Consider the following 26,178-nt stretch of genomic DNA (forward strand, 5'->3'; position numbering starts at 1 on the left):
GAGAAGTGTTGTGAAGCGAGCCGGAATTGTTCTGCTTTGTCTGTTGCTTCAGGCGTGCTCAGGCACGACGAAAGGACTGGGAAGCGCGCTGTGGAATAGCCTGTTTGGCACCCCTGGCGTCCATCTCACGGATGAAGACATTGCGGACATGCCCTACGCGAGCCAGTACATGCAGCTTAACGGCGGACCGCAGCTCTTTGTGGTGCTGGCGTTCGCAGAAAACGGCCAGCTGAAATGGGCGACGCAGGATCAGTCCACTATTGTCACCCAGCACGGGCGCATCGTTAAAACGCTGCTCGGCAACGACAACCTGATTGAGGTGAGCAATATTGCCGCCGATCCGCTGGCTAAGCCGAATCAGATTGTGGATGGCGCGAGCTGGACGCGCATGATGGGCTGGACGGAACATGGTCAGGTGCGCTATGCCACCGCGCTTTCGACGTTCCGCTGGGCGGGCACCGACACCATCACGCTTGGCAGCGATGTCACGACCGTCCGCGTGCTGGAAGAAAAGGTGTCTACCGATCAAAAAACATGGACGAACCGTTTCTGGATAGACAGTGAAGGGCAAATCAGGCAGTCCACCCAGTATCTGGGCGCTGATTACTTCCCCATCAACACTATGTTGATTAAGGCTGCAAAAGAAAAATGAAGGCACTTATCACATCGATGATTTTTACCCTGATGTCGCCGCTTGCCTTTGCAGCGGGCACCATCAAGGTGTATTCCCCGGACAGCACACAGCCAAAAACATTAACCGATGCCCCTTTTCTGATTGATTTAGTCGGGCAGCCCCGGCTGGCAAACAGCTGGTGGCGGGGCGCGGTCATCAGCGAAGGCAAAGCCACGGTGATTGCCGAACAGCGTCATCAGGCGCTGCTGGCGCGTCTTGGCGCGCTGGCGAGTGAAGAAGGGGGCGACGATGCCGCCGCCATCAACAGCCTGCGCCGTCAGTTGCAGGCAGTGAAAGTGACCGGACGCCAGCTGGTGCCGCTCGATCCGGATCGGGTGCGTGTCGAACCCACGGCCAACCGCCCGCTGGAAGGCGAGTACACCCTGTGGGTAGGGCCGCAACCTGGTACGGTCACGGTGATGGGGCTTATCAGCAGTCCAGGGAAAAAGCCCTTCAGTCCTGGGCGCGATGTGGCAGGTTATCTCGACGACATGAGCCTGCTCAGTGGCGCAGAACGCAGCTACGCATGGGTGATTTATCCTGACGGGCGTACCGAGAATGTACCGGTGGCGTACTGGAACCGGCGGCATATCGAGCCGATGCCGGGCAGCGTGATCCTGGTCGGCTTTGCCGACACATTCTGGAGCAGCCAGTACGACGAGCTTAACGCCGATATTCTTTACTCCCTGACGCATCGGATCCCGGATTAATGAAGAAAAGAACCTGTCTCTATAGTCTGCTGGCGCTGGGGGTGAGCGCAGCGTGCCACGCAGAAAGCTATCCGGCCCCCATCGGGCCGTCGCAGTCAGATTTTGGCGGCGTCGGCCTGTTACAGACGCCAACAGCACGGATGGCGCGGGAAGGCGAGATCAGCCTCAACTATCGCGATAACGATCAATACCGCTATTATTCCGGCTCGGTGCAGCTTTTCCCGTGGCTGGAAACCACCCTGCGCTATACCGACGTGCGTACACGTCAATACAGTAGTGTGGATGCGTTTTCCGGCGATCAGACTTACAAAGATAAAGCCTTCGACTTAAAACTGCGCCTGTGGGAAGAGAGCTACTGGCTGCCGCAGGTGGCGGTAGGCGCGCGCGATATTGGCGGGACCGGCCTGTTTGACGCCGAATACATCGTGGCAAACAAAGCTTGGGGGCCGTTTGATTTCTCGCTCGGCCTCGGCTGGGGCTATCTCGGCACCGCGGGCAATATCAAAAACCCGCTGTGCAGCTACAGCAACAAATACTGCGTGCGCGACAACAGCTACAACCAGGCAGGCTCAGTTGACGCCAGCCAGATGTTCCACGGCCCGGCCTCGCTGTTCGGCGGCGTAGAGTACCAGACGCCGTGGCAACCGCTGCGCCTGAAGCTGGAATACGAAGGCAACAACTACATGCAGGACTTCGCTGGCAAGCTGCCGCAACGCAGCAACTTCAACGTCGGGGCGATTTATCGCGTTACCGACTGGGCCGACGTCAACCTGAGCTATGAGCGTGGCAACACGGTGATGTTTGGCTTCACGCTGCGCAATAACTTTAACGATCTGCGTCCGAGTTATAACGACAACGCCCGTCCGCAATACCAGCCGCAGCCGCAGGATGCCATCCTGCAACACTCGGTGGTGGCGAATCAGCTGACATTGCTGAAATATAACGCCGGGCTTGCGGATCCGCAGATCCAGGTGAAAGACGATACCCTGTACGTCACCGGCGAACAGGTGAAATACCGTGATTCGCAGGAAGGGATCGAACGCGCCAACCGCATTGTCATGAATGATTTGCCGGACGGCATTCGCACCATCCGCGTCACCGAAAATCGTCTTAATATGCCGCAGGTGACGACTGAAACTGACGTCGCCAGCCTGCAACGCCATCTTCAGGGCGAGCCGCTGGGACATGAAACCGAACTGGTGCAAAAACGTGTTGAGCCGGTGGTGCCAGAGTCCACCGAGCAGGGCTGGTATATCGAAAAATCCCGCTTCGATTTCCATATCGATCCGGTGCTGAACCAGTCCGTGGGCGGCCCGGAAAGCTTCTACATGTACCAGTTGGGCGTGATGGCGACCGCCGATTTGTGGCTCACCGACCATCTGCTGACCACCGGCAGTCTGTTCGGCAACCTCGCCAACAACTACGACAAATTCAATTACACCAATCCGCCGAAGGATTCGCAGCTACCGCGCGTGCGTACCTATGTGCGTGAATATGTTGAAAACGACTACTACGTTAACAACATGCAGGCCAACTACTTCCAGTACCTCGGCAACGGCTTCTACGGCCAGGTGTACGGCGGCTATCTGGAAACCATGTACGGCGGGGCAGGGGCTGAAGTGTTGTGGCGTCCGGTCGACAGCAACTGGGCATTCGGCATTGATGCCAACTACGTGAAACAGCGTGACTGGCGCAGCCCGAAAGAGATGATGAAGTTCACCGATTACAGTGTGAAAACCGGGCATCTTACCGCCTACTGGACGCCGTCGTTCGCGCAGGACGTACTGATCAAAGCCAGCGTGGGTCAATATCTGGCGGGAGATAAAGGCGGTACGCTGGAAGTGTCGAAACACTTCGACAGCGGCGTGGTTGTGGGCACTTACGCCACCATCACTAACGTATCGCCTGATGAATACGGCGAAGGCGATTTCACCAAAGGCGTGTATGTGTCGATTCCGCTGGATCTGTTCTCCACCGGCCCGACCCGCAGCCGCGCTGGCATCGGCTGGACACCGCTGACGCGTGACGGTGGCCAGATGCTGGGCCGTAAATTCCAGTTGTATGACATGACCAGCGACCGCTCGATTAACTTCCGCTAAGCGTGTGCCGGGCGGCGACTGCGTCTTGCCCGGCCTACGACTGACTCTGTGCCGGGTGTCGACTACGTCTTGCCCGGCCTGGAACTGACTCTGTGCCGGGTAGCGCTGCGCTTGCCCGGCCTGGAACCACTCCCGTCCCGCACGCGCAGGGAGGACCCCGAAACGTAGGCCCGGCAAGCGCAGCGCCGCCGGGCGTTAATGTTGAGTAAAAAAAGTAGATCCAGATCACACTTCTGCGTTATACAGTAGGCTCGTCACAGTCATAATGAGGTGCTGTATGACATCGCTAAGTCGTCCCCGCGTAGAGTTCATCTCCACCATCTTGCAGACTGTCCTCAGTTTAGGTCTGCTCAGCCTTGGTCTGATCCTGGTGGTATTTCTGGGTAAAGAGACGCTGCATCTGGCGGATGTGCTGTTTGCGCCAGAGCGAACCAGCAAGTACGAGCTGGTGGAAGGGCTGGTCGTTTATTTTCTCTATTTCGAATTTATCGCGCTGATCGTCAAATACTTTCAGTCCGGTTATCACTTCCCGCTGCGCTACTTTATCTATATCGGCATCACCGCCATCGTGCGGCTGATCATCGTCGATCATAAATCACCGATGGATGTCCTGATCTATTCTGCGGCGATCCTGCTGCTGGTGTTGACGCTATGGTTATGTAACTCGAAACGCCTGAAACGTGAATAAAAAAGGCGGCCCGCAGGCCGCCGAATGACAATCACAAGTTAGGGTTGATACAAGTTGAGGATAACAGTGGCATATCACGATGAAAATTAGCCTTTCACCCCGCCCGCCGTCAGGCCATTCACCAGCCAGCGCTGTGCCAGCAGGAACACCACGGTGATGGGGATTGCAGAAAGTACAGCCGCAGCGGCAAAGTCGCCCCACAGATAGTTTTGCGGGTTGAGATACTGCTGCATACCGACCGCCAGCGTGTAGCTGTTGACATCACGCAGCAACAGCGAGGCGACCGGAACTTCGGTAATAGCGGCGATAAACGACAGAATAAACACCACCGCCAGAATCGGCACGGAAAGCGGTAACAGCACCAGACGGAACGCCTGCCATGGAGTCGCGCCATCCAGCGACGCCGCTTCTTCCAGCGAACCATCAATAGTTTCGAAATAGCCTTTGATCGTCCACACATGCAGCGCGATGCCGCCCAGATAGGCGAAGATCACCCCGCCGTGGGTATTCAGCCCGATAAACGGAATGTACTGCCCGAGACGGTCGAAGAGGGCATACAACGCCACCAGCGACAGCACCGCCGGGAACATCTGGAAAATCAGCATACTTTTCAGCAGTGTCGCTTTACCCGGAAAACGCATACGGGCAAAGGCGTAGGCGCAGGTGGTGGAGAGCGCCACAATCCCAATCGCGGTGATCCCGGCGATTTTAATTGAGTTCCACAGCCATAACAGCACCGGGAACGGCGGCGGGGTTACGCTGCCATCGGCGTGCTCAATACTGAAGCCGAGCGCCAGCTTCCAGTGCTCCCACGACACCTGATCCGGGATCAGGCTGCCGGTGGCGAAGTTGCCCGGACGCAGCGAAATCGCAATCACCATCAACAGCGGGAACATGATCGCAGCGATAAAAATCAGCAGCCCGAGGTGCGTGATCAGAAGGCGCAGCTTTTGTGATTTGGGTTGTACCATAGCCATTTACAGTGCCCTCCTTAGTCAAATTTCATGCGGGTGGCTTTCAGGTTGATGATGGCAAGCGCCCCCACCAGCAGGAAAATCAGCGTGGCAATAGCCGCCGCCAGGCCAAAGTCCTGTCCACCGCCGCCTTCAAAGGCGATGCGGTAGGTATAGCTGACCAGCAGATCGGTATAGCCCGCAGGCGTAGTGGTACCGAGTCGGTCCGGACCGCCATTGGTTAACAGCTGGATCAGCACGAAGTTGTTAAAGTTAAACGCAAAGCTGGCGATCATCAGCGGGGTTAGCGGCTTGATCAGCAGCGGGAAGGTGATCTTAAAGAAGTTCTGCATCGGGCTTGCGCCGTCCATCGCCGAGGCTTCGTAGAGATCGTCCGGGATCGCCTTCAACAGCCCCATGCAGAGGATCATCATGTACGGATAGCCAAGCCAGGTGTTGACGATGACGATCATCGCCCGTGCGGTGGTCGGATCGCTGAACCAGGCCGGACGGATGCCAAACAGACCGCTCAGCATCATGTTGATCTCACCAAAACTCTGGTTGAACAGGCCTTTAAAGATCAGGATCGAGATAAACGACGGCACGGCGTAGGGCAGGATCAGCAGCACGCGATACAGCGCCTTACCTTTAAGCGATTCCCACTGTACAACGCAGGCCAGCACCATGCCGACGGCCACGGTCAGCACCACCGTCAACAGCGAGAAAATCACCGTCCAGACGAAAATGGCGAAGAAAGGTTTCTGAATGCCTTCGTCGGTGAAGACGCGCATAAAGTTTTTCCAGCCGATGGTCACGGTGTAGCCGGGGCTGAGTTTTTCATCGCCCCAGTTGCCGTCTGCGTTCACCGCCTGGAAATAGCCGATGTCATTGTTCGGGCGGTAAACCACGCCGCTCTGGTTGTTAGTCAGCGCGCCGTCATCGCCGCGGGTATACAGCGGGCGGGTGCCGGAGAACTGCCGCAATGAGCTCATGATGACTTTGCTGTCATCGGGCAGCACGGCGGTCAGCTGCGTCAGCGCCTGACGGTTCTGGGTGATCACGCGCAGATTCCCGCGCTCACCTTCCGGCAGCGCCGGGACTTCTTTCAGTTTTAACGTCTGTTCGCCGCCAAACGTAAAGGCGTCGGAGACATAATTTTTGCCGCTTTCGCCGTCGGTCAGCGCCAGTTGCCAGCGATTACCCGCCGGATAAAGCCCAAAGTTAAAGGTCTTTCCGGCCTGGTAAATGCGATCCATCAGCACCTGTTGCGCGCGCTCCTGGGTGAGCTGGTTGGTGCTGCTGTAGTTGGTGAAGGCGATAGCGATGGTGCAGACCAGCGGGAACAACACGAACAGCCCCATACCCGCCACGCCAGGATAGACATAGCGCCAGGCATAGGTTTTACGATTCGCGAAAATATACAGGCCAGCAGAGCTTAAAATCAGCGTCATGATGGCAAACAGGTACTCTCCCTGGGCGTACATTAAAACCACAAGATAGGCCACCAGCAGGCCGAGCAGGGCGATGGTTGCCCATTTTACGGTCTCGCTTTGCCACCAATGACTCTTTCTAACGACATCCATGGGGATTCATCCTCTACCACTGTTAAACAACCCTCACCCTAACCCTCTCCCGAAGGGAGAGGGTACCGATCGCGCGCTCCCTGTGGGGGAGTGGGTGAACCACCTTTCTCCCTCTCCTTGGGGAGAGGGCCGGGGTGAGGGGATTTCAGACTTACTTAGTGACACGGCCCTGCGCGTCTTTCAGCGCGGCGTCAACGGTCTGACGACCACTGGCTGCGTTGATAACCGCAGTACGTACGGCATACCAGAAGGCAGCCATCTGCGGCACGTTCGGCATGATTTCACCGGTCTGCGCGTTCGCCATGGTGGCGGCAATGCGCGGATCTTTCGCTAACTTGTCCTGATAAGATTTCAGGGCTACCGCGCCTAACGGCTTATCTTTGTTCACTTCTGCCAGACCATCGTCGGTCAGCAGGTAGTTTTCCAGGAACTCTTTCGCCAGTTCTTTGTTCGGGCTGGCGGCGTTAATACCGGCGCTCAGTACGCCAACGAACGGCTTAGAGGCTTTGCCTTTGAAGGTCGGCAGCATGGTCACGCCGTAGTTCACTTTGCTCTTGTCGATGTTTGCCCATGCCCACGGTCCGTTAATGGTCATCGCTGTGTCGCCTTTGTTAAAGGCCGCTTCAGCGATGGAGTAATCGGTATCCGCATTCATGTGTTTGTTTTTGATCAGATCCACCAGGAAGGTCAGACCCGCTTTCGCGCCCGCACTGTCAACGCCGACATCTTTCACGTCGTATTTGCCGTTTTCATACTTGAACGCATACCCGCCGTCGGCGGCGATAATAGGCCAGGTGAAGTACGGCTCTTGCAGGTTGAACATCAGCGCGCTCTTACCTTTCGCCTTCAGTGTTTTATCGAGCGCCGGGATCTCTTCCCAGGTTTTCGGCGGGTTAGGGACGAGATCTTTGTTATAAATCAGTGAGAGGGCTTCAACGGAAATCGGGTAGGCGATGATCTTGCCGTTGTAACGCACCGCATCCCAGGTGAACGGGAAGAGTTTGTCCTGGAAGGCTTTATCCGGCGAGACTTCCGCCAGCAGGCCAGACTGCGCGTAGCCACCAAAGCGATCGTGCGCCCAGAAAATAATGTCCGGGCCATCACCGGTTGCGGCAACCTGCGGGTACTTCTCTTCCAGCTTATCCGGGTGCTCAACGGTGACTTTAATGCCGGTGTCTTTCTCGAACTTCTTACCCACTTCGGCGAGGCCGTTATAGCCTTTATCGCCATTGATCCAGATAACCAGCTTACCTTCTTCAATTTTGGCGAGAGCCGGTGCGGTCAGCATCATCGTCGCGATGGCGGATAATGCCAGAATGCCTGCGCCAGTTTTGATTTTCATAAATCCCGTCCTTTTTGGTGATGTGCCCTGACGACATCGAACACAGTGACACAGAGGTGGCTAAACGGGTCTTAGTCTCCTGGTTTGGCAAGCGCTTCTCATCCTCCTTCGCCCTACGCCCCACCCCCGCTTTGTGTGATCTGCCTTGCATAAAACGCAGTTCTGCGGTGCAGCGCACACAAAAGTGTCGTGATTTTTGTAATCGACATCACGAATTTCGCCGATGCACGGAACTTGTGGGGGCAGAGCCGGTCGCCTCATCCTCCCGTCTCCTCCCCCATAAAAAAGAGAAGGGTGGAGGATCCCCCCGCGTATTCATTCCCGCATAGTCGCCGCATCTTGAAAGTTTCAGCGTAGTAACAAAGGGAGAAGGGCATGGCGAGCGTGCACTTGCGCAAGGTAACGAAGGCCTGGGGCGACGTAGTCGTTTCGAAAGACATCAATCTCGACATTAATGAAGGCGAGTTTGTGGTGTTTGTCGGTCCATCGGGCTGCGGTAAATCGACTCTGCTGCGCATGATTGCCGGGCTGGAAACCATCACCAGCGGGGATTTGCTGATTGGCGATACCCGCATGAATGACATTCCGCCCGCCGAACGTGGCGTCGGCATGGTGTTCCAGTCATACGCCCTTTATCCGCACCTGTCGGTGGCGGAAAACATGTCCTTTGGTCTTAAGCTCGCGGGTGCCAAAAAAGAGGTCATTAACCAGCGGGTTACGCAGGTCGCCGAAGTGCTGCAACTGGGGCACCTGCTGGATCGTAAACCGAAAGCGCTTTCCGGTGGTCAGCGTCAGCGTGTCGCCATTGGCCGTACGCTAGTGGCCGAGCCGCGCGTCTTCCTGCTGGATGAACCGCTGTCGAACCTCGATGCCGCGCTGCGCGTGCAGATGCGTATTGAGATCTCCCGCCTGCACAAGCGGCTGGGACGCACGATGATTTACGTGACCCACGATCAGGTCGAAGCGATGACGCTGGCCGACAAAATCGTGGTGCTGGACGCCGGGCGCGTGGCGCAGATCGGCAAGCCGCTCGAACTTTACCACTATCCGGCAGACCGATTTGTGGCGGGCTTTATCGGTTCACCGAAGATGAACTTCCTGCCGGTGAAAGTAACCGCGACGGCCATCGATCAGGTGCAGGTTGAACTGCCGAACCGCCAGCAGGTCTGGCTGCCGGTGGAAAGCAGCGATGTGCAGGTCGGTACCAATATGTCCCTTGGTATTCGTCCGGAACACCTGCTGCCAAGCGATATTGCCGATGTCACGCTGGAAGGCACCGTTCAGGTCGTCGAACAGCTGGGCCACGAAACGCAAATTCATATTCAGATCCCCGCCATCCGTCAAAACCTGGTCTACCGCCAGGCTGACGTGGTGTTGGTAGAAGAGGGTGCCACATTCGCTATCGGCTTGCCGCCGGAGCGTTGCCATCTATTCCGTGAAGATGGCACCGCTTGTCGTCGGTTGCACAAAGAGCCAGGCGTTTAAGCATTCCAAATATAAAGAAAAGCAATGATCTCAGGAGATAGAACGATGATTACTCTGCGCAAACTTCCACTGGCTATCGCCGTTACAGCAGGCATTCTGTCTGCTCATGCGGGCGCGGTCGACTTCAAAGGTTATGCCCGTTCTGGTATCGGCTGGACCGGTAGCGGCGGCCCGCAACAATGCTTCACCGCAACGGGTGCACAGTCTAAATACCGTCTGGGTAACGAATGTGATACTTACGCTGAAATCAAATTAGGCCAGGAAGTGTGGAAAGAAGGCAGTAAGAGCTTCTATTTCGACTCCAACATTGCCTACCAGTCTCAACAGGTTAATGACTGGGAAAACGATAACACTCCGGCGATCCGTGAATTTAACGTCGTAGGTAAAGACCTGATCGACGCGCTGCCAGGTGCGAATATCTGGGCCGGTAAGCGCTTCTATCAGCGTCATGACGTGCACATGACCGACTTCTACTACTGGGATATTTCCGGTCCGGGTGCGGGTCTGGAAAACATCGACGTTGGTATCGGTAAACTCTCTTTCGCTGCCACCCGCAATACAGAATCTGGCGGTTCCTCCGCTGCGGCTGAATACGAGAACGGTGTCAGAACCTATAACAACGAAGTGCCGAACGACGTGTTCGACGTGCGTTTAGCGGGTCTGCAAACCAACACCGACGGCGTGCTGGAGCTGGGCGTTGACTACGGTCACACCAACCTGAAGGACGACTACTATCTGGCCCCAGGCGCATCAAAAGATGGCTGGATGTTCACTGCTGAACACACCCAGAGCATGCTGAAAGGCTTTAACAAGTTCGTAGTTCAGTACGCCACTGACTCCATGACTTCCCATGGTAAAGGGCGTTCCGAAGGCGGCAGCATCAATAACGACGGCAGCATGATCCGTATTCTGGACCACGGTGCAATCACCCTGGCCGAAGACTGGGATCTGATGTACATCGGTATGTACCAGGACATCGATCGCGACGACAGCAACGGCACCCGCTGGTGGACCGTGGGCGTGCGCCCGATGTACAAATGGACGCCGATCATGAGCACCCTGCTGGAAGTGGGTTACGACAACGTGAAATCACAGCGTACCGACGACACCAACAACCAGTACAAAATTACCCTTGCTCAACAGTGGCAGGCGGGCGACAGCATCTGGTCCCGTCCGGCTATCCGTGTCTTCGCCACCTATGCGAAGTGGGATGAGAAATGGGGTTACGCCAGCACGTCTGCTGATACCGCTGCCGGTTTCACTAATGGCGTAGCGTACAACGACACCTCCGCACGTACCTTCAGCCGTGGCGACAACGACGAAGTGACCTTCGGTGCTCAGATGGAAATCTGGTGGTAATCACCCGATAACCTGACGTAATGATCAAAAGAGGGGCGCAAGCCCCTCAACCCTTTGGGTGACGCGCGCTATTGCCTGGCAACCGTGGCACCTGTGAAATCAGAGGTGAAAACAATGAAAATGAAAAAAAGTCTCGTTGCATTCTGTCTGAGCGCCAGCCTGCTGGCGGCCTGCCCGCTTTCCGCGCTGGCGGACGTAAACTTCGTACCGCAAAACACCAGCAGCGCCCCGGCTATTCCGGCGGCGGAGCTACAGAAACTGACCTGGACGCCGGTCAACCAGTCCAAAGCCCAGACCACTACGGTGGCGACCGGTGGGCAAACCATTAACGTGCCAGGGATCAGCGGCCCGGTGATCGCCTGGAGCGTACCGGCCAATATCGGTGAAATTACCCTGACGCTGATTAGTGAAGTGGATAAGCAAACGCAGGTCTTTGCGCCAAACGTGCTGATCCTTGACCAGAACATGACGCCATCCGCGTTCTTCCCGAGTGATTATTTCACCTATCAGGAACCGGGCGTGATGAGCGCTGATCGCCTGGAAGGCGTGATCCGCCTGACGCCTGCGCTGGGTCAGCAAAAACTTTATGTGCTGGCCTTTACCCGCGATCAGGATTTGCAGAAAACCACCAAACTGGTCAACCCGGCGAAGGCCTATGCCAAAGGCGCGGGCAACGCGATACCGGATATTCCCGATCCACTGGCGCGCCACGTGACTGATGGCAAGCTGACGCTGAAAGTCAAAACCAACAGTGGCTCCAGCGTACTGGTCGGCCCGCTGTTTGGCTCCTCCGGTCCGGATCCGGTGACGGTGGGTAACACCGCAGCTCCGGCGACCGCCTATAGCGCACCGGCAGCACCGGCCGCTGCGCCAGCTCCGGCCCCTGCGCCGGCCGTGAAAAAAGAGCCGGTGCTGAACGAAACCGAAAACTACTTTAACCAGGGGATCAAACAGGCCGTTGCCAAAGGCGAGATCGACAAAGCCCTCAAATTGCTCAATGAAGCCGAAAGCCTGGGATCAAAATCAGCCCGTTCAACCTTTATCAGCAGTGTAAAAGGCAAGGGGTAATTTCTCCCCGCAATGCTGATTTTGCTGTTTGGTGCGCCTTTACGGGCGCACCTTTTTTTGTGCCCTGCGCGCGCTGTTGCGTAGCTGTTACGCTTTTGCAAAGGACATCCCCCGTCACCGCCTGTTCTGCGATACAATACTTTTACGTTTTGTACCGGAGAGTAAGGCATGTCACACCCTGCGCTAACGCAACTGCGTGCGCTGCGCTACTTTGACGCAATCCCCGCGCTGGATCCGCAACTGCTCGACTGGCTGTTGCTGGAAGATTCCATGACCAAACGTTTCGAGCAGCAAGGCAAACAGGTGAGCGTGACGCTGATCCGCGAAGCCTTTGTCGCGCCGGATGAAATCCCGGAGGAGTTGCCGCTGCTGCCTGCCGAACCACGCTACTGGCTGCGGGAAATTTTACTCTGCGCTGATGGCGAACCCTGGCTTGCCGGGCGTACAGTGGTGCCTGAATCCACGCTCAGCGGCCCGGAGCTGGCGCTGCAAAAGCTGGGCAACACGCCGCTCGGTCGGTATCTGTTTACGTCGTCTACGCTTACCCGTGACTTTATCGAAATTGGTCGTGAGGATACGCTGTGGGGACGCCGTTCCCGCCTGCGTCTTGGCGGGAAGCCGTTACTGCTGACGGAACTGTTTTTGCCGGCATCGCCGTTGTACTAAGAGGAAGAGAAAATGGAGTGGAGTCTCACTCAGGATAAGCTGCTGGCCTTTCACCGCTTAATGCGCACCGATAAACCCATCGGCGCGCTGCTGCTGTTATGGCCCACGCTGTGGGCACTATGGGTCGCCACGCCGGGCGTGCCGCCGCTGTGGATCCTGGCGGTATTTGTGGCGGGCGTCTGGTTGATGCGCGCGGCGGGCTGCGTGGTCAATGATTATGCCGACCGTAAAATTGACGGACACGTTAAGCGCACGGCGAACCGTCCGATGCCCAGCGGCGCGGTAACGGAAAAAGAAGCGCGTACGCTGTTTGTGGTGCTGGTGCTGCTGGCTTTTGTGTTGGTGCTGACCCTGAACCTGATGACGATAGCGCTCTCCGTGGCGGCGCTGGCGCTGGCCTGGGTGTATCCGTTTATGAAGCGCTACACCCATTTACCGCAGGTGGTATTAGGGGCGGCCTTTGGCTGGTCCATACCGATGGCGTTTGCGGCGGTGAGTGAGTCCTTACCGCTGAGCTGCTGGCTGATGTTTGTCGCGAATGTGCTGTGGGCAGTGGCGTACGACACGCTGTATGCGATGGTTGACCGGGATGACGACCTGAAAATTGGCGTCAAATCGACGGCCATTCTGTTCGGGCGTCACGACAAACTGATCGTGGGTATATTGCAGGTCATCGTGCTGGCGCTGATGAGCGCGGTAGGCTGGTTGAACGGGCTGGGCTGGGCTTATTATGCGTCGATAGCCGCTGCCGGTGCGCTGTTTGTTTATCAGCAGTGGCTGGTGGTAAACCGCGATCGCGATGCTTGCTTTAAAGCGTTTATGAACAATAACTACGTGGGTCTGGTGCTGTTTTTAGGGCTGGCGATGAGTTATCTGCTGTAAATAAAAAAGGCCGGGAGGCGGTGACGCCTTACCTGGCCTGTGATTCTATGCGTATTTGTAGGCCCGGCAAGCGAGCGCCGCCGGGCATTACGTTATACCGCGTCCGTCTGACTGGTCGCGCTTTCAATCGTTAAGCGCACATCTGACGTCACCAGATCGGCGAGCAGCTGATACACCTGCAAGGTTTTCGACGGATCCGCATCACCCGTATCGCTGATATAGCCTTCATCACGCAGCGTCAGCACCAGCGTACTGAACACCGCCTTATCGAAGAACTCCGGCGCGTTAATCCCATGCAGTACCGACAGGCGCTGTGCCAGCGTGCGGCTCTCTTTTTCCAGCGTACTGCGGTTGATGGACGGATTTGCGCTCAGCAGCCAGAAGGTAATGGCGTAGCGTTGCAGCGTTTCACGGGCGCCGGCCGCCAGCAGTTGCAGCGTGCGGGAGCGTGACGGATTGATGTGCAGACGATCGTCTTTGATCACGATCAGCCCCTGACGCAGCAGTTCAGTAATCAGGGTATCCAGCACATCCCCTAACGCCTCTTTTTCCCAGCGCAGGAACAGCTCGGCTTTCAGCATCGGGTACAGCGCTTCAACATGATGCAGCATCTCCTCGCGGGAGATGTGGCGATGCTGCGTAATGATGGCGGCCATCAGGGAAGGCAGAACCAGCATATGCGCAATGTTGTTGCGGTAGTAGGTCATCAGCACCGCTTGCTCGCGCGGCAGAATGATGATGTCGCCGATGGTATCTTTCTCGACTTCAAACTTGTTCATTTGCAGCGCGTGATCGATAAGCCCCGACGCCGTGGTGGTCGGCACGGTGGCGTCTTCCGCATACGGTGCGTTGCGTAGCAGATCCAGGTAACAATCTAGCTGCTCGGTCAGTTGCTCGCGGGTCAGTGAGCGCTGACGTGACGCCAGCAGCGCCGTAGAACAGAGGTTCATGGCGTTCGCCGCACCGGCATTGTTAATACGCACCATCAGCTCAGCGGCGATGGTGTTCACCGTCGGCGTCAGCCAGGCCGGGCGTACCGCTTCTATCGGATCGATCGCTTCGCGCCACTCCGGCACATGCTGATTAAGATACGCGTTCAGCGGCATCGGTTCGCCGAAGTTCACGTAGCCCTGGCCCAGGTTACGCAGCTTGCTTAAGCCACGCACCATCTGCATCAGGTTCTCTTTCTCTTTAGTCGCGCCGCGCAGCTCTTTGGCGTAGGTTCCCACTTCCATCACATGCTCGTAGCCGATGTAAATCGGTACTAACGTGATAGGGCGGGTGCCGCCACGTAACATCGCCTGGAGGGTCATCGACAAGGTGCCGGTTTTCGGATCGAGCAGACGCCCGGTACGGGAACGGCCGCCTTCCACGAAGTACTCCACCGAATAACCCCGGCTGAACAGCTCGCCGAGATACTCACGGAACACCGTCGAATAGAGCTTGTTACCCTTAAAAGTACGACGGATAAAGAACGCGCCCAGACGGCGGAAAATCGGCCCGGCGGGCCAGAAGTTCAGGTTGATCCCGGCGGCGATATGCGGCGGCACCAGCCCCTGGTGATACAGGACGTAAGAGAGCAGCAGGTAATCCATGTGGCTGCGGTGGCAGGGCACATAGACGATCTCGTGACCGTCGTGGGCCAGCTGACGCACGCGCTCGGCGTTATGGACATTGATCCCCTGATACAGGCGGTTCCAGGTGAAGCTCAGAATACGATCGGAAACGCGGATCATTTCATAGGAGAAGTTCGCCGCAATCTCTTCCATCAGGGCGACGGCATTTTGCTGTGCCTTTTCGTGGGAGATTTTTTTGCTGCGCGCTTCGTCTTCCACGGCGCGGGCAATGGCTTTCGACGCCAGCAGTTTGTTGAACAGATCCTGACGCGCAGGCAGGCGCGGACCGACCGCGGCCAGTCGCTGGCGGGCGAAATGCATACGCGCGACGCGGGCCAGTTTCTGGGCAATAATTTTGTCAGTGCCGTGCTCGGTGGCCATGCGGCGCAGCGAAACCGGCGGCGAGAAGCGCACAAAGCTGTCGCGTCCCAGCCAGGAAATAGCAACAAACTTCTGTACGCCGTTCAGCATCCGCAGGGGCGGGTTCACCTCGCCCTTTTCACGACCCGGCGAGCGGCCAAACATCACCGACACCGGCACCATCTGCACGTCCAGATCGGGATGGCTGCGGTGCAGGTCGAGATAGTCGTGGAACAGTTTGATGGACTCTTCTTTCGGCGTGTACCAGGTAAACACGCGCGGGCCGCTGTGAATAAAGATGTAACGCGGCAGCAGAGTGCCGTCGATTTCGAGCGGTTCCAGCGGATCGGGCAGATCGTTTGCCAGGCACTGCGCGCGCAGGGTCAGCAAATCTGCTTTCGAGTTGTACGGTAAGACGTACATAATTGGACGCGAGGTATCAAGTCCCAGTTCCTGAGCAGGTTCTGCCGGAATGGACTTGCTTTTTACCAACGCGCCTAATGGTAAATTAAGTAATTTGTAGTAAATTCGTGGCCAGCCGGACATATACGATGTGAAGCCTCTGGTTAATAATCCTGTCGCGCCGCAAGAATATCAGAAAGCGCGCGTAAATTCTGTTGTACCAAGGTCTGCTTGCATAGACATTGACGCTAATTACATAAAAAGGTTCTTTTTGATGGCCAATAATACCACTGGGTTCACTCGCATCATAAAAGCAGCAGGGTACTCCTGGAAAGGGGTTCGCGCCGCCTGGATCAACGAAGCGGCCTTTCGCCAGGAAGCGGTGGCGGTGATCCTCGCGATTGCCATTGCCTGCTGGCTGGACGTGGACGCTATCACACGCGTGCTGCTGATTGGCTCCGTTGCGCTGGTAATGATAGTGGAAATTCTGAACAGCGCGATTGAAGCGGTGGTGGACCGTATCGGCACGGAAATGCACGAACTTTCCGGCCGCGCAAAGGATATGGGCTCGGCGGCGGTGCTGATGTCGATCCTGCTGGCGCTCGCCACCTGGGGCATGCTGTTGTGGTCGCATTATCGATAAGGCTCGCATAAATCAACAAACCCCTGTTATTTGCTCATAATTTGGTTCCAAAATTGACTTTGACTGTATATACTCACAGCATAACTGTATATGCAACCAGGGGGCGGTATGAAAGCGTTAACAGCCAGGCAGCAAGAGGTGTTCGATCTCATCCGGGATCACATCAGCCAGACAGGCATGCCGCCGACGCGTGCGGAGATCGCGCAACGTTTGGGGTTCCGTTCTCCGAACGCGGCTGAGGAACACCTTAAGGCGCTGGCGCGTAAAGGTGTGCTGGAGATCGTTTCAGGCGCGTCTCGCGGTATTCGTTTACTGCTTGAGGAAGTCGATGGACTGCCGCTGGTCGGGCGTGTCGCGGCAGGTGAACCGCTGCTGGCGCAGCAACACATTGAAGGCCATTATCAGGTCGATCCCAATCTGTTTAAACCGAATGCAGACTTCCTGCTGCGGGTTAGCGGTATGTCGATGAAAGATATCGGCATTATGGATGGCGATCTGCTGGCGGTGCACAAAACCCAGGAAGCCCGCAACGGCCAGGTCGTGGTGGCGCGTATTGACGATGAAGTGACCGTTAAACGTCTCAAACGTCAGGGTAACACCGTGCAACTGCTGCCGGAAAACAGCGAGTTTTCCCCTATCGTGGTTGATCTGCGCGAGCAGAGCTTCACCATCGAAGGGCTGGCCGTCGGCGTGATCCGTAACGGTGAGTGGCTCTAAACTCTTCTTTCCACGCGGCGGCAACCTCATCATTGCCGCCGTGCGTTCGTTCTCCTTCCGGTAATTCAACGTGGCCTTTCTGACGACTTCTGACAAAGCGTTGTGGCGTCTTGCGCTGCCGATGATTATTTCCAATATCACCGTTCCGCTGCTGGGTCTGGTCGATACCGCCGTTATTGGTCATCTGGACAGCCCGGTGTATCTGGGCGGCGTGGCGGTTGGCGCGATGGCAACCAGCTTCCTGTTTATGCTGCTGCTTTTTCTGCGCATGAGTACCACCGGTTTTACCGCCCAGGCCTTTGGCGCAAAAGATCCCCAGGCCCTTGCGCGGGCATTAGTGCAGCCTTTACTGCTGGCGCTGATCGCCGGTTTCGCCATCGTCCTGTGTCAAACCCCGCTAATTAATCTCACCCTGCAGATCGTAGGCGGCAACGACGCGGTGCTGGAACAGGCACGGCGTTTTCTGGAGATCCGCTGGCTGAGCGCCCCGGCATCGCTGGCGAATCTGGTGCTGCTCGGCTGGCTGCTGGGCATTCAGTATGCCCGCGCGCCGGTGGTGCTGCTGGTCGTGGGCAACGTGCTTAACATAGTTCTCGATTTATGGCTGGTGATGGGGCTGCACATGAACGTGCAGGGGGCTGCGCTGGCGACCGTGATTGCGGAATACGCCACCTTTGTGGTTGGCCTGCTGATGGTGCAGCGTGGCCTGCGCCGACGGGGGATCAGCCTGGCGATGCTGAAAACCGCCTGGCGCGGCAATATACGGCGGCTGCTGGCGCTTAACCGCGACATCATGCTGCGCTCGCTGCTGCTCCAGCTGTGCTTTGGTTCTATCACCGTGATGGGCGCACGTCTGGGGGGCGATATCGTGGCGGTGAACGCCGTGCTGATGACGCTGCTGACCTTTACCGCTTATGCCCTGGATGGCTTTGCCTATGCGGTTGAAGCGCATTCCGGGCAGGCTTACGGCGCACGCGATGGCAGCCAGTTGCTCAGCGTCTGGCAGGCCGCCTGTCGGCAGTCGGGGATAGTGGCGCTTGCCTTTGCGCTGGTCTACGCGCTGGCGGGCGAGCAAATTATTTCGCTGCTGACGTCACTGCCGGATCTGCAACGGCTTGCCGGGCATTATCTTGGCTGGCAGGTGATCCTGCCGGTGATCGGGGTGTGGTGTTATCTGCTCGATGGCATGTTCATCGGGGCCACGCGCGGCACAGAAATGCGTAACAGTATGGCTGTCGCCGCCGCCGGATTTGCTCTGACGCTGTTTAGCGTGCCGGTGCTCAGCAATCATGGCCTGTGGCTGTCGTTAGCCGTGTTTCTTGCGCTGCGCGGTATTACGCTGGCGTGGATCTGGCGTCAGCACTGGCGTAACGGCACCTGGTTTTCCTGATTACACAGGCATTTTAGCGTGCCGATGGTTAAATATTCCGAATAATCTCCGCTTCAGCACATCCTTAACTACAATAATTATCACGTTCAGCAGATATGAACGCATTGATGGATGATGAATATTTTTCGTATTCAAACCGAACGATGAGGAAATCATTATGAATAAAGACGAAGTCGGCGGTAACTGGAAACAGTTTAAAGGTAAAGCGAAAGAACAGTGGGGTAAATTAACTGACGATGATATGACTGTCATCGAAGGTAAACGCGACCAGCTGGTTGGTAAAATTCAGGAGCGTTACGGCTACCAGAAAGACCAGGCTGAGAAAGAAGTGGGTGACTGGGAAACCCGTCACGATTACCGCTGGTAATCAGGAACTTCTGAGGCGTTAGCATTACAGCTACCCTGCCCGAACGGTACAAGGATGTACCATCCTCACAGAAAGCACCCTTCCAGATAGTCCAGATCCTAACGCGGTTTTTTCTTCACCTGAATGCTGTGATCGTGCTGACAGGCACCCTGATGACGGCAGGCTTCTACTTCTGAACAGGCCGCACACAGGCCGTGCGCTTCAATGACATTATGGCGCAGCGCAAAACCCATCCGTGCCGCCAGACCATGCATAATATCCTCTACGCCTTCCGCAGCCTCTTCTTTCACTGCCCCGCAACGATCGCAGATAAACATGGCCGAGGTATGGGACGGGTTATCAAAGAGATGGCATAACACATAGCTGTTGGTGGACTCCACCTTATGCACAAATCCCTGCTCCAGCAGGAAATCCAGCGCACGATAGACCGTCGGCGGTTTCGCCTGCGGCTCTGAAACGCGCAATAAATCCAGCAAATCATACGCGCTGATCGCCCCTTCCTGCAGGCTCAAAAGCCGCAATACTTCAAGGCGCTGTGGAGTCAGGCGCACATTGCGTTGCACACAGAGCTTTTCAGCCTGCGCTAACATCTCCTGCGAAGTGGTCTTATCCATTGGCATCCTCTGGTGGCCGGGTGCGGAAACGTACACTTTACCATGTTCTGCCTTAAACGCCGAGATCCCCGCGCTTTCATCCCGAGGCTGTTTTACCTTCTTCTGCGTCAAAACCTTCACGAAATTAATTTCGTCTTCTATAAGTTAATAGGCCCGTCAACGGAACGGGACCAAAAATAATAAGTTCATCAGATTCTACTTAAATTTGAATTAGGCGTATTTAACATCGTTGTTCACAGCAATAGTTCATCCCCGTTCGGGCGATAACTGTCGGGGTAGAGATGTTCAATTATTCAAAGAAGAGCAAACTGTGAAAAAAACATTCAAATATTCAATGGTTACTCTCGCTGTCTCCTTGTTTGTGGCAAATCAGGCGTCAGCGGCCAATACCTGGGCAGAAGCGCGTGGCGACGCGATGGGTGGTACGGGTGTCGCTGCCGGAAATTATGGCAGCGGCGCACTCATTAACCCGGCCTTGCTGGGCAAAGCAAAGCCAGATGACAACATTACCGTGATCTTGCCTGCTGTGGGTGCGCAAATTACGGATAAAGACAATCTTCAGGACGAGATTGACGATATTAATGACAAAGTCGACCGCTATAGCGACATCGTTGATAACCTCACCCCGGTGGACATTATTACGAATCCGCGGGGTACCATTGGACAATTCCAGAGCGCGGCGAAAGATCTGGCCGATGAACTGGAGTTTCTTGATGGTAAAACCGCGCGGGCAAACGCTGCCGCTGGCATTGCCGTCAGTATTCCTAACGACGTGCTGTCGGTGGCATTTGTGACCAAAGCCTTTGCACATGCCCGCGTCAGTTCAAACATCGACCAGCAGGATATTACTTACCTGCGCCGTATTCAGAACAACACGGGCATAGCGGTCGGTGAAGCGCTGAATGCCGCGCTCTCGCCGAATGGCGCTGACGAAATCAAAGAGAATCTGAACTCTACCGCGTCCGGGCGCGCGGCGATTGTGTCGGATTACGGTATCGCCGTTGCCCGTCAGTTCCAGGTGGGCGACGTCCCGGTTTCTGTCGGCGTAACGCCGAAATTCCAGAAAACCTGGGTCTATAACTACACCACCTCGATCTACGATTACGACAGCGATGATTTCAAAAGCAGCCGCTACCGTACTGATGACAATGGTTTCAACGTCGATGCCGGTGTCGCGGCAGACTTCGGTGAAAACTGGACCCTGGGCGTAAGCGGGCAGAACCTGATCTCCCGGGACATCGATACCAAAGACATTAACGTGCGCAATGGTCGTACCGGCGAGGTGAGAAACTACAAAGACACCTACCAGATCAGCCCGGTCGTGACCGCTGGCGTGGCATGGCATAACGATCTGGTGACGGTAACCGCGGATGGCGATCTGACCGAAACCAAAGGCTTTAAGAGCGAAGAAAACTCCCAGTACGTCGGCGTAGGTGCTGAAGTTCGTCCGCTGAGCTGGATGGCGGTGCGTGCCGGTTACCGTGCAGACGTGAAAGACAACGACAGCAACGTCTTCACCGGAGGTGTGGGCTTCACGGCGTTCGAACGTGCGCGTCTTGACCTGACCGGTATCGTCGGCGAAAACGAAACCTGGGGTGCGGGCGCACAGCTGAGCATGACCTTCTAAGTTAAACCGGACCGGGGGCGCAACGCCTCCGGTCTGCGTGTGTGTACCCCCGAAATGAGTGTGTTATAGTAGCGCCCCTTTTTCATGTTGATGCAAAAATGTACGCTATGGCACCCGTAAACCCGTCCACTGAATTCGCTTCCTCCCGCTTCTCCATCGCGCCGATGCTCGACTGGACGGACAGGCATTGCCGCTACTTTTTGCGTCTGCTGTCCCGCGATATGCTGCTCTATACCGAAATGGTCACCACCGGTGCCATTATTCACGGCAAGGGTGATTATCTGGCCTACAGCGAGGAAGAACATCCGGTCGCGCTGCAACTCGGCGGCAGCGATCCGCAGCAGCTGGCGCAGTGCGCGAAGCTGGCGGAAGCGCGCGGCTACGATGAAATCAACCTTAACGTCGGCTGTCCGTCCGACCGCGTACAAAATGGCATGTTCGGTGCCTGTCTGATGGGCAACGCTCAACTGGTAGCCGACTGCGTAAAAGCAATGCGCGATGTGGTGTCGATCCCGGTGACGGTAAAAACCCGTATCGGCATTGACGACCAGGACAGCTATGAATTCTTGTGCGATTTCATCAGCACCGTCTCCGGCAAAGGCGAGTGCGACACCTTTATTATCCACGCCCGTAAAGCCTGGCTGTCGGGCTTAAGCCCGAAAGAGAACCGTGAGATCCCGCCGCTGGATTACCCGCGCGTCTATCAGCTCAAGCGTGATTTTCCGCAGCTGACGATGTCGATTAACGGCGGCATCAAATCGCTGGCAGAGGCGAAAGCACATCTGGAACATATGGATGGCGTGATGGTGGGCCGCGAGGCGTATCAGAATCCGGGCATCCTGACTGCCGTTGACCGTGAGATCTTTGGCCGCGATCGCGCGGATGCCGATCCGGTCGATGTGGTGCGCGCCATGTATCCGTACATTGAACGTGAACTGAGCAAGGGCGCGTATCTTGGCCATATCACCCGTCATATGCTCGGACTGTTCCAGGGCGTGCCCGGTGCGCGTCAGTGGCGTCGCCACCTGAGTGAAAATGCACATAAAGCCGGCGCAGATATTCGTGTTGTGGAACAGGCGCTGGCGCTGGTCGCGGATAAGCGTTAAAACTTCGCCAAAAAATGGTCAGATTCACCACGCCTCGCTTTGATAAGCGGGGCGTTTTTGTTTTATATCAGTAACTTAATATTGGCATGATTCTTGTAATACCCCTGATAAGAATGAAAGAAACGTCTTTCGGGAGAGAGCCATGCTGGAACTACTGTTTGTGATTGGATTTTTTGTCATGCTGATGGTGACGGGTATTTCGCTGCTCGGCATTATCGCCGCGCTGGTGGTCGCCACGGCGTTAATGTTCGTCGGTGGGCTGTTTGCGCTGATGATTAAACTGCTGCCCTGGCTGCTGCTGGCGGTGGCGATTGTGTGGGTGATCAGGGCGGTCAAAACGCCAAAAGTGCCGCAGTATCAGCGCAATAAGCGCTGGCGTTACTAAGGTAATGCGCGGTCGATCACAACCTTGTACTTTTCAGAGAGAGTTCGCGGAAACCGCATAGGAATTAGTTATCACTTCTGGCACTATTGCGCGGTTATCGAATTCATCGCGCTGTCCCCTACAAACAGCCGAACTAAAAAAAGAATGGGCCTCCTGATGGAGGCCCTAATTCTTTCAGGGGATCAGTAAGCTTGAGCCCTGGGTGGTACGACTCTCCAGCGCCTCATGCGCCCGTTGCGCATCTGCCAGTGCAAACTTCTGATCCTCTGCCACGTCTACTTTGATCACGCCGCTGGCAATCAGCGAAAACAGCTCATTACTGGCTTCTTCCAGCTCTTCGCGGTTAGTGATGTAGCCTTGCAGGGAAGGGCGGGTGGCAAACAGCGAGCCTTTCTGATTCAGAATGCCCAGATTCACGCCGGTCACCGGCCCGGACGCGTTACCAAAGCTCACCATCAGCCCGTGACGTTGCAGGCAGTCCAGCGACGACTCCCAGGTATCTTTCCCCACCGAGTCATACACCACGCGCACTTTCTTGCCGCCGGTGATCTCTTTTACCCGCTCAACAATGCTCTCTTCCCGATAGTTGATCACCTTCCAGGCTCCCGCCTGCAATGCCCGCTGCGCTTTTTGCGCGCTGCCCACGGTGCCAATCAGCTTACCGCCCAGCGCTTTTGACCACTGACAGGCAATCAGGCCTACGCCGCCCGCGGCGGCATGGAATAAAAAGGGTTCGTCAGGTTTAATTTCGTAGGTTTTACGCAGCAGGTAGAACACCGTCAGACCTTTCAGAAAGGAGGCTGCGGCCTGTTCGAAGGAGATAGCATTGGGCAGGATCGCGGCTTTGTCGGCAGGCACATTATGCACAGAACTGTAAGCCCCAAGTGCAGATTGCGCATACACCACGCGGTCACCGACTTTAATGTGGGTAACGCCTTTACCCACTTTGCTGACCACGCCTGCGGCTTCCGTACCCAGCCCACTCGGCAGAGAGGGCGGCGGATAAAGCCCGCTGCGAATATAAGTATCGATATAGTTGATACCGATGGCTTTGTTCTCAACCTGAACTTCGTTTTCCGCCGGATCGATGGGCGTAAATTCCACCGCTTTCAGTACCTCAGGGCCACCATGCTTGTGAAATTCAATTCTTGTTGCCATGCTTCCTCCTGCCTGAACTGTTGGGATCCTTTAATCCTAACAGCAAGCAGGAGGATGTGTAGAAAAGATCGGTAGACAGCCTGTTACTTCGCGCTGCTGAGCAGGCTGGTTAATGAATGCTCTGCTTTATTTTTACGCTTACTGCTCGCAATCAGCATATATTTACCCGCCGGGCAAATAGCGATAGTGAAATAATTTTCGGCGCTCTCAAAATAATATTCTTCATAGCTACAGTTTAGCGTGCCTATTTTGTGGTTACGGTTTTTATTCAGCGTTTTAATGTTATTGATACCGGCGAGCTTAAAGACGTAGCCGGCAATGTCTTTTTGTAACCCTTCAAACTGCACGTCACCGGGATGCGGTATAACCACAGCGATAAGGATCTCTTTATTATGCTCACTATGAAACGTGTGCGATTCCATGACGCCCTGCTGAAGGACAGTTTGATCCTCTGCCGGTTCAAAGTCTTGCGGCACGGTCATGCGCACATCACCGTTAAACCATGTCTGTTCAAAAGCGGGCGTCGGCTCCCTGTCTGAAAAAAATGTCATCCAAAATGCAATGGCAACCAGTAATGCAAACAAGCGCAATATATTTCCTAAGGTAATAAAATTCATCCTTGAGTCCTTCTTTTATAATTAAGTTTATATAATTGAGTCAGAGAGTCGTGAAACCTATTCATATTAAAGGGAATTTCACTTTTAAAACAGAACGTATCTTTTAATTAAACAGTACGATTTCCCACTAAAACATCTGGTCGCTACTCACGACAGAGGCTGTCCGATTATCTGCCTGTATGCACGTCAAGATGCTTTAGCGGCGGGGGGTTTGTCGTTATACTTCACATCTCTTTCTCTTTTTGGTAACTCCACGCGCTATGGCAGGAAATAAACCCTTCAACAAACAGTCTGAACCTCGCGACTTCAAGGTCGAAGGGATGAAAGTCCCCCCGCACTCGATTGAAGCGGAACAGTCGGTGTTGGGCGGTTTAATGCTGGATAACGAGCGCTGGGACGATGTGGCCGAGCGGGTGGTGGCGGAAGATTTCTACACCCGCCCGCACCGCCACATCTTCACTGAGATGCACCGCCTGCAGGAGATGAGTAAACCCATCGACCTGATCACGCTCGCGGAATCGCTGGAACAACAGGGGCAACTCGACAGCGTCGGCGGCTTTGCTTATCTGGCCGAGCTGTCAAAAAATACGCCAAGTGCGGCGAACATCAGCGCGTATGCTGACATCGTGCGAGAACGTGCGGTCGTACGTGAAATGATTTCGGTGGCGAATGAGATCGCCACTGCCGGTTTCGATCCGCAGGGGCGCAGCAGTGAAGATCTGCTTGACCTGGCCGAGTCCCGCGTATTCCAGATCGCCGAAAATCGCGCCAATAAAGACGAAGGTCCCAAGAGTATCGATCAGATCCTCGAAACCACGGTCGCACGTATTGAACAGCTGTTCCAGCAGCCCCACGATGGCGTGACGGGCGTGGACACCGGTTATCAGGACCTGAATAAAAAGACCGCTGGCTTACAGCGTTCGGATTTGATCATCATCGCCGCGCGTCCATCGATGGGTAAAACCACCTTTGCGATGAACCTCTGCGAAAATGCGGCGATGTTGCAGGATAAACCGGTGTTAATTTTCAGTCTGGAAATGCCCGCCGAACAGATCATGATGCGTATGCTGGCGTCGCTCTCCCGCGTTGACCAGACCCGCATTCGTACCGGCCAGCTCGATGACGAAGACTGGGCGCGTATCTCCGGCACCATGGGCATTCTGCTTGAAAAGCGCAACATGTATATCGACGACTCCTCCGGCCTGACGCCGACGGAAGTCCGCTCCCGTGCGCGCCGTATTTTCCGCGAACACGGCGGGCTGAGCCTGATCATGATCGACTACCTGCAATTAATGCGCGTGCCGTCGCTCTCCGAAAACCGTACGCTGGAGATCGCCGAGATCTCCCGCTCGCTAAAAGCGCTGGCAAAAGAGTTGCAGGTGCCGGTGGTGGCGCTCTCGCAGCTTAACCGCTCGCTGGAGCAGCGCGCCGATAAACGCCCGGTAAACTCCGACCTGCGTGAATCTGGCTCTATCGAGCAGGATGCCGACCTGATCATGTTTATCTACCGTGACGAGGTTTATCACGAAAACAGCGATCTGAAAGGCATCGCGGAAATCATCCTCGGTAAACAGCGTAACGGCCCGATCGGTACGGTACGTCTGACCTTTAACGGTCAGTGGTCGCGCTTTGATAACTACGCGGGCCCGCAATACGACGACGAATAGC

General features: G+C 55.8%; 24 protein-coding genes. 17 read left to right on the forward strand and 7 right to left on the reverse strand.

Annotation, left to right across the window (positions count from 1 at the left end; genetic code table 11):
* Nucleotides 1-10 precede the first annotated feature (10 nt).
* From KW828_RS17260 to psiE, 4 genes are all read left to right on the forward strand, one after another.
* Nucleotides 11-652 carry a YjbF family lipoprotein gene (locus tag KW828_RS17260; RefSeq protein ID WP_218337545.1) on the forward strand — a complete coding sequence of 214 codons (642 nt, stop codon included), beginning with the start codon at nucleotides 11-13 and terminating at the stop codon, nucleotides 650-652.
* Nucleotides 649-1,383: a capsule biosynthesis GfcC D2 domain-containing protein gene (locus KW828_RS17265; RefSeq protein ID WP_218337546.1), complete on the forward strand. Its 735-nt coding sequence runs from the start codon at nucleotides 649-651 to the stop codon at nucleotides 1,381-1,383. Before KW828_RS17260 ends, KW828_RS17265 begins: the two co-directional genes overlap by 4 nt.
* Entirely contained in the window at nucleotides 1,383-3,482 is a 2,100-nt protein-coding gene (locus tag KW828_RS17270) for a YjbH domain-containing protein (RefSeq protein ID WP_218337547.1), read from the forward strand. Before KW828_RS17265 ends, KW828_RS17270 begins: the two co-directional genes overlap by 1 nt.
* A 277-nt stretch (nucleotides 3,483-3,759) precedes the next feature.
* Nucleotides 3,760-4,170 (forward strand): phosphate-starvation-inducible protein PsiE, encoded by a 411-nt coding sequence (psiE, locus tag KW828_RS17275; RefSeq protein WP_072570175.1) that lies wholly within the window; start codon nucleotides 3,760-3,762, stop codon nucleotides 4,168-4,170.
* An 86-nt stretch (nucleotides 4,171-4,256) separates the two neighbouring features.
* Here psiE and malG read toward each other — a convergent pair whose 3' ends face one another.
* From malG to malE, 3 genes are all read right to left on the reverse strand, one after another.
* On the reverse strand, nucleotides 4,257-5,147 hold the full coding sequence (gene malG, locus KW828_RS17280) for a maltose ABC transporter permease MalG (protein ID WP_088220437.1): 891 nt from the start codon (nucleotides 5,145-5,147) through the stop codon (nucleotides 4,257-4,259).
* A gap of 14 nt (nucleotides 5,148-5,161) precedes the next feature.
* Complete coding sequence (gene malF, locus KW828_RS17285) at nucleotides 5,162-6,706, reverse strand: maltose ABC transporter permease MalF (protein ID WP_218337548.1); 1,545 nt, start codon at nucleotides 6,704-6,706, stop codon at nucleotides 5,162-5,164.
* Between the two features lie 151 nt (nucleotides 6,707-6,857).
* A complete protein-coding gene (gene malE / locus KW828_RS17290; protein ID WP_218337549.1) occupies nucleotides 6,858-8,048 on the reverse strand; it encodes a maltose/maltodextrin ABC transporter substrate-binding protein MalE in 1,191 nt (396 codons plus the stop codon).
* A 375-nt stretch (nucleotides 8,049-8,423) separates the two neighbouring features.
* Between malE and malK the strand changes: the two genes are divergently transcribed.
* From malK to ubiA, 5 genes are all read left to right on the forward strand, one after another.
* A complete protein-coding gene (gene malK, locus KW828_RS17295; protein WP_218337550.1) occupies nucleotides 8,424-9,533 on the forward strand; it encodes a maltose/maltodextrin ABC transporter ATP-binding protein MalK in 1,110 nt (369 codons plus the stop codon).
* Between the two features lie 24 nt (nucleotides 9,534-9,557).
* Entirely contained in the window at nucleotides 9,558-10,892 is a 1,335-nt protein-coding gene (locus KW828_RS17300; protein WP_218337551.1) for a maltoporin, read from the forward strand.
* Nucleotides 10,893-11,006: 114 nt separating this feature from the next.
* Entirely contained in the window at nucleotides 11,007-11,960 is a 954-nt protein-coding gene (gene malM / locus KW828_RS17305) for a maltose operon protein MalM (RefSeq protein ID WP_218337552.1), read from the forward strand.
* A gap of 168 nt (nucleotides 11,961-12,128) precedes the next feature.
* Nucleotides 12,129-12,626 carry a chorismate lyase gene (ubiC, locus tag KW828_RS17310; protein WP_218337553.1) on the forward strand — a complete coding sequence of 166 codons (498 nt, stop codon included), beginning with the start codon at nucleotides 12,129-12,131 and terminating at the stop codon, nucleotides 12,624-12,626.
* A gap of 12 nt (nucleotides 12,627-12,638) precedes the next feature.
* Nucleotides 12,639-13,508 carry a 4-hydroxybenzoate octaprenyltransferase gene (gene ubiA, locus KW828_RS17315; protein ID WP_218337554.1) on the forward strand — a complete coding sequence of 290 codons (870 nt, stop codon included), beginning with the start codon at nucleotides 12,639-12,641 and terminating at the stop codon, nucleotides 13,506-13,508.
* 92 nt (nucleotides 13,509-13,600) lie between these two features.
* Here ubiA and plsB read toward each other — a convergent pair whose 3' ends face one another.
* Entirely contained in the window at nucleotides 13,601-16,030 is a 2,430-nt protein-coding gene (gene plsB / locus KW828_RS17320) for a glycerol-3-phosphate 1-O-acyltransferase PlsB (protein WP_218337555.1), read from the reverse strand.
* 130 nt (nucleotides 16,031-16,160) lie between these two features.
* Here plsB and KW828_RS17325 point away from each other — a divergent pair, with 130 nt between their 5' ends.
* From KW828_RS17325 to KW828_RS17340, 4 genes are all read left to right on the forward strand, one after another.
* A complete protein-coding gene (locus KW828_RS17325) occupies nucleotides 16,161-16,529 on the forward strand; it encodes a diacylglycerol kinase (RefSeq protein ID WP_088220446.1) in 369 nt (122 codons plus the stop codon).
* Nucleotides 16,530-16,637: 108 nt separating this feature from the next.
* Nucleotides 16,638-17,246 (forward strand): transcriptional repressor LexA, encoded by a 609-nt coding sequence (gene lexA, locus KW828_RS17330; protein WP_088220447.1) that lies wholly within the window; start codon nucleotides 16,638-16,640, stop codon nucleotides 17,244-17,246.
* Nucleotides 17,247-17,316: 70 nt separating this feature from the next.
* Nucleotides 17,317-18,636, forward strand: coding sequence for an MATE family efflux transporter DinF (gene dinF, locus KW828_RS17335; RefSeq protein WP_218337556.1), 1,320 nt, complete (start codon nucleotides 17,317-17,319; stop codon nucleotides 18,634-18,636).
* A gap of 157 nt (nucleotides 18,637-18,793) precedes the next feature.
* Nucleotides 18,794-19,003, forward strand: a complete 210-nt coding sequence (locus KW828_RS17340; RefSeq protein WP_072570189.1) for a CsbD family protein — start codon at nucleotides 18,794-18,796, stop codon at nucleotides 19,001-19,003.
* Nucleotides 19,004-19,101: 98 nt separating this feature from the next.
* Here the strand turns inward: KW828_RS17340 and zur are convergent, their stop codons facing one another.
* Nucleotides 19,102-19,617 carry a zinc uptake transcriptional repressor Zur gene (gene zur, locus KW828_RS17345; RefSeq protein WP_088220449.1) on the reverse strand — a complete coding sequence of 172 codons (516 nt, stop codon included), beginning with the start codon at nucleotides 19,615-19,617 and terminating at the stop codon, nucleotides 19,102-19,104.
* Between the two features lie 334 nt (nucleotides 19,618-19,951).
* Between zur and KW828_RS17350 the strand changes: the two genes are divergently transcribed.
* The 3 genes from KW828_RS17350 (at nucleotide 19,952) to pspG (ending at nucleotide 22,735) form a co-directional block, all read left to right on the forward strand.
* Nucleotides 19,952-21,244, forward strand: coding sequence for a conjugal transfer protein TraF (locus KW828_RS17350; RefSeq protein WP_256350247.1), 1,293 nt, complete (start codon nucleotides 19,952-19,954; stop codon nucleotides 21,242-21,244).
* Nucleotides 21,245-21,351: 107 nt separating this feature from the next.
* Nucleotides 21,352-22,350: a tRNA dihydrouridine(20/20a) synthase DusA gene (gene dusA, locus KW828_RS17355; RefSeq protein ID WP_129361584.1), complete on the forward strand. Its 999-nt coding sequence runs from the start codon at nucleotides 21,352-21,354 to the stop codon at nucleotides 22,348-22,350.
* A gap of 142 nt (nucleotides 22,351-22,492) precedes the next feature.
* Nucleotides 22,493-22,735 (forward strand): envelope stress response protein PspG, encoded by a 243-nt coding sequence (gene pspG / locus KW828_RS17360; RefSeq protein ID WP_218337558.1) that lies wholly within the window; start codon nucleotides 22,493-22,495, stop codon nucleotides 22,733-22,735.
* 174 nt (nucleotides 22,736-22,909) lie between these two features.
* Here the strand turns inward: pspG and KW828_RS17365 are convergent, their stop codons facing one another.
* Together KW828_RS17365 and KW828_RS17370 are read right to left on the reverse strand one after the other, a co-directional pair.
* Nucleotides 22,910-23,893: a quinone oxidoreductase gene (locus tag KW828_RS17365; RefSeq protein WP_218337559.1), complete on the reverse strand. Its 984-nt coding sequence runs from the start codon at nucleotides 23,891-23,893 to the stop codon at nucleotides 22,910-22,912.
* Nucleotides 23,894-23,976: 83 nt separating this feature from the next.
* The gene (locus KW828_RS17370) at nucleotides 23,977-24,510 is read right to left on the reverse strand and encodes a hypothetical protein (protein ID WP_218337560.1); all 534 of its coding nucleotides are present in this window, start codon (nucleotides 24,508-24,510) and stop codon (nucleotides 23,977-23,979) included.
* A gap of 260 nt (nucleotides 24,511-24,770) precedes the next feature.
* Between KW828_RS17370 and dnaB the strand changes: the two genes are divergently transcribed.
* Nucleotides 24,771-26,177: a replicative DNA helicase gene (gene dnaB, locus KW828_RS17375; RefSeq protein WP_218337561.1), complete on the forward strand. Its 1,407-nt coding sequence runs from the start codon at nucleotides 24,771-24,773 to the stop codon at nucleotides 26,175-26,177.
* Nucleotide 26,178: the final 1 nt, after the last annotated feature.

This window comes from Enterobacter sp. ENT03 (assembly GCF_019218745.1).
In the GTDB taxonomy this organism is placed as follows: domain Bacteria; phylum Pseudomonadota; class Gammaproteobacteria; order Enterobacterales; family Enterobacteriaceae; genus Enterobacter_D.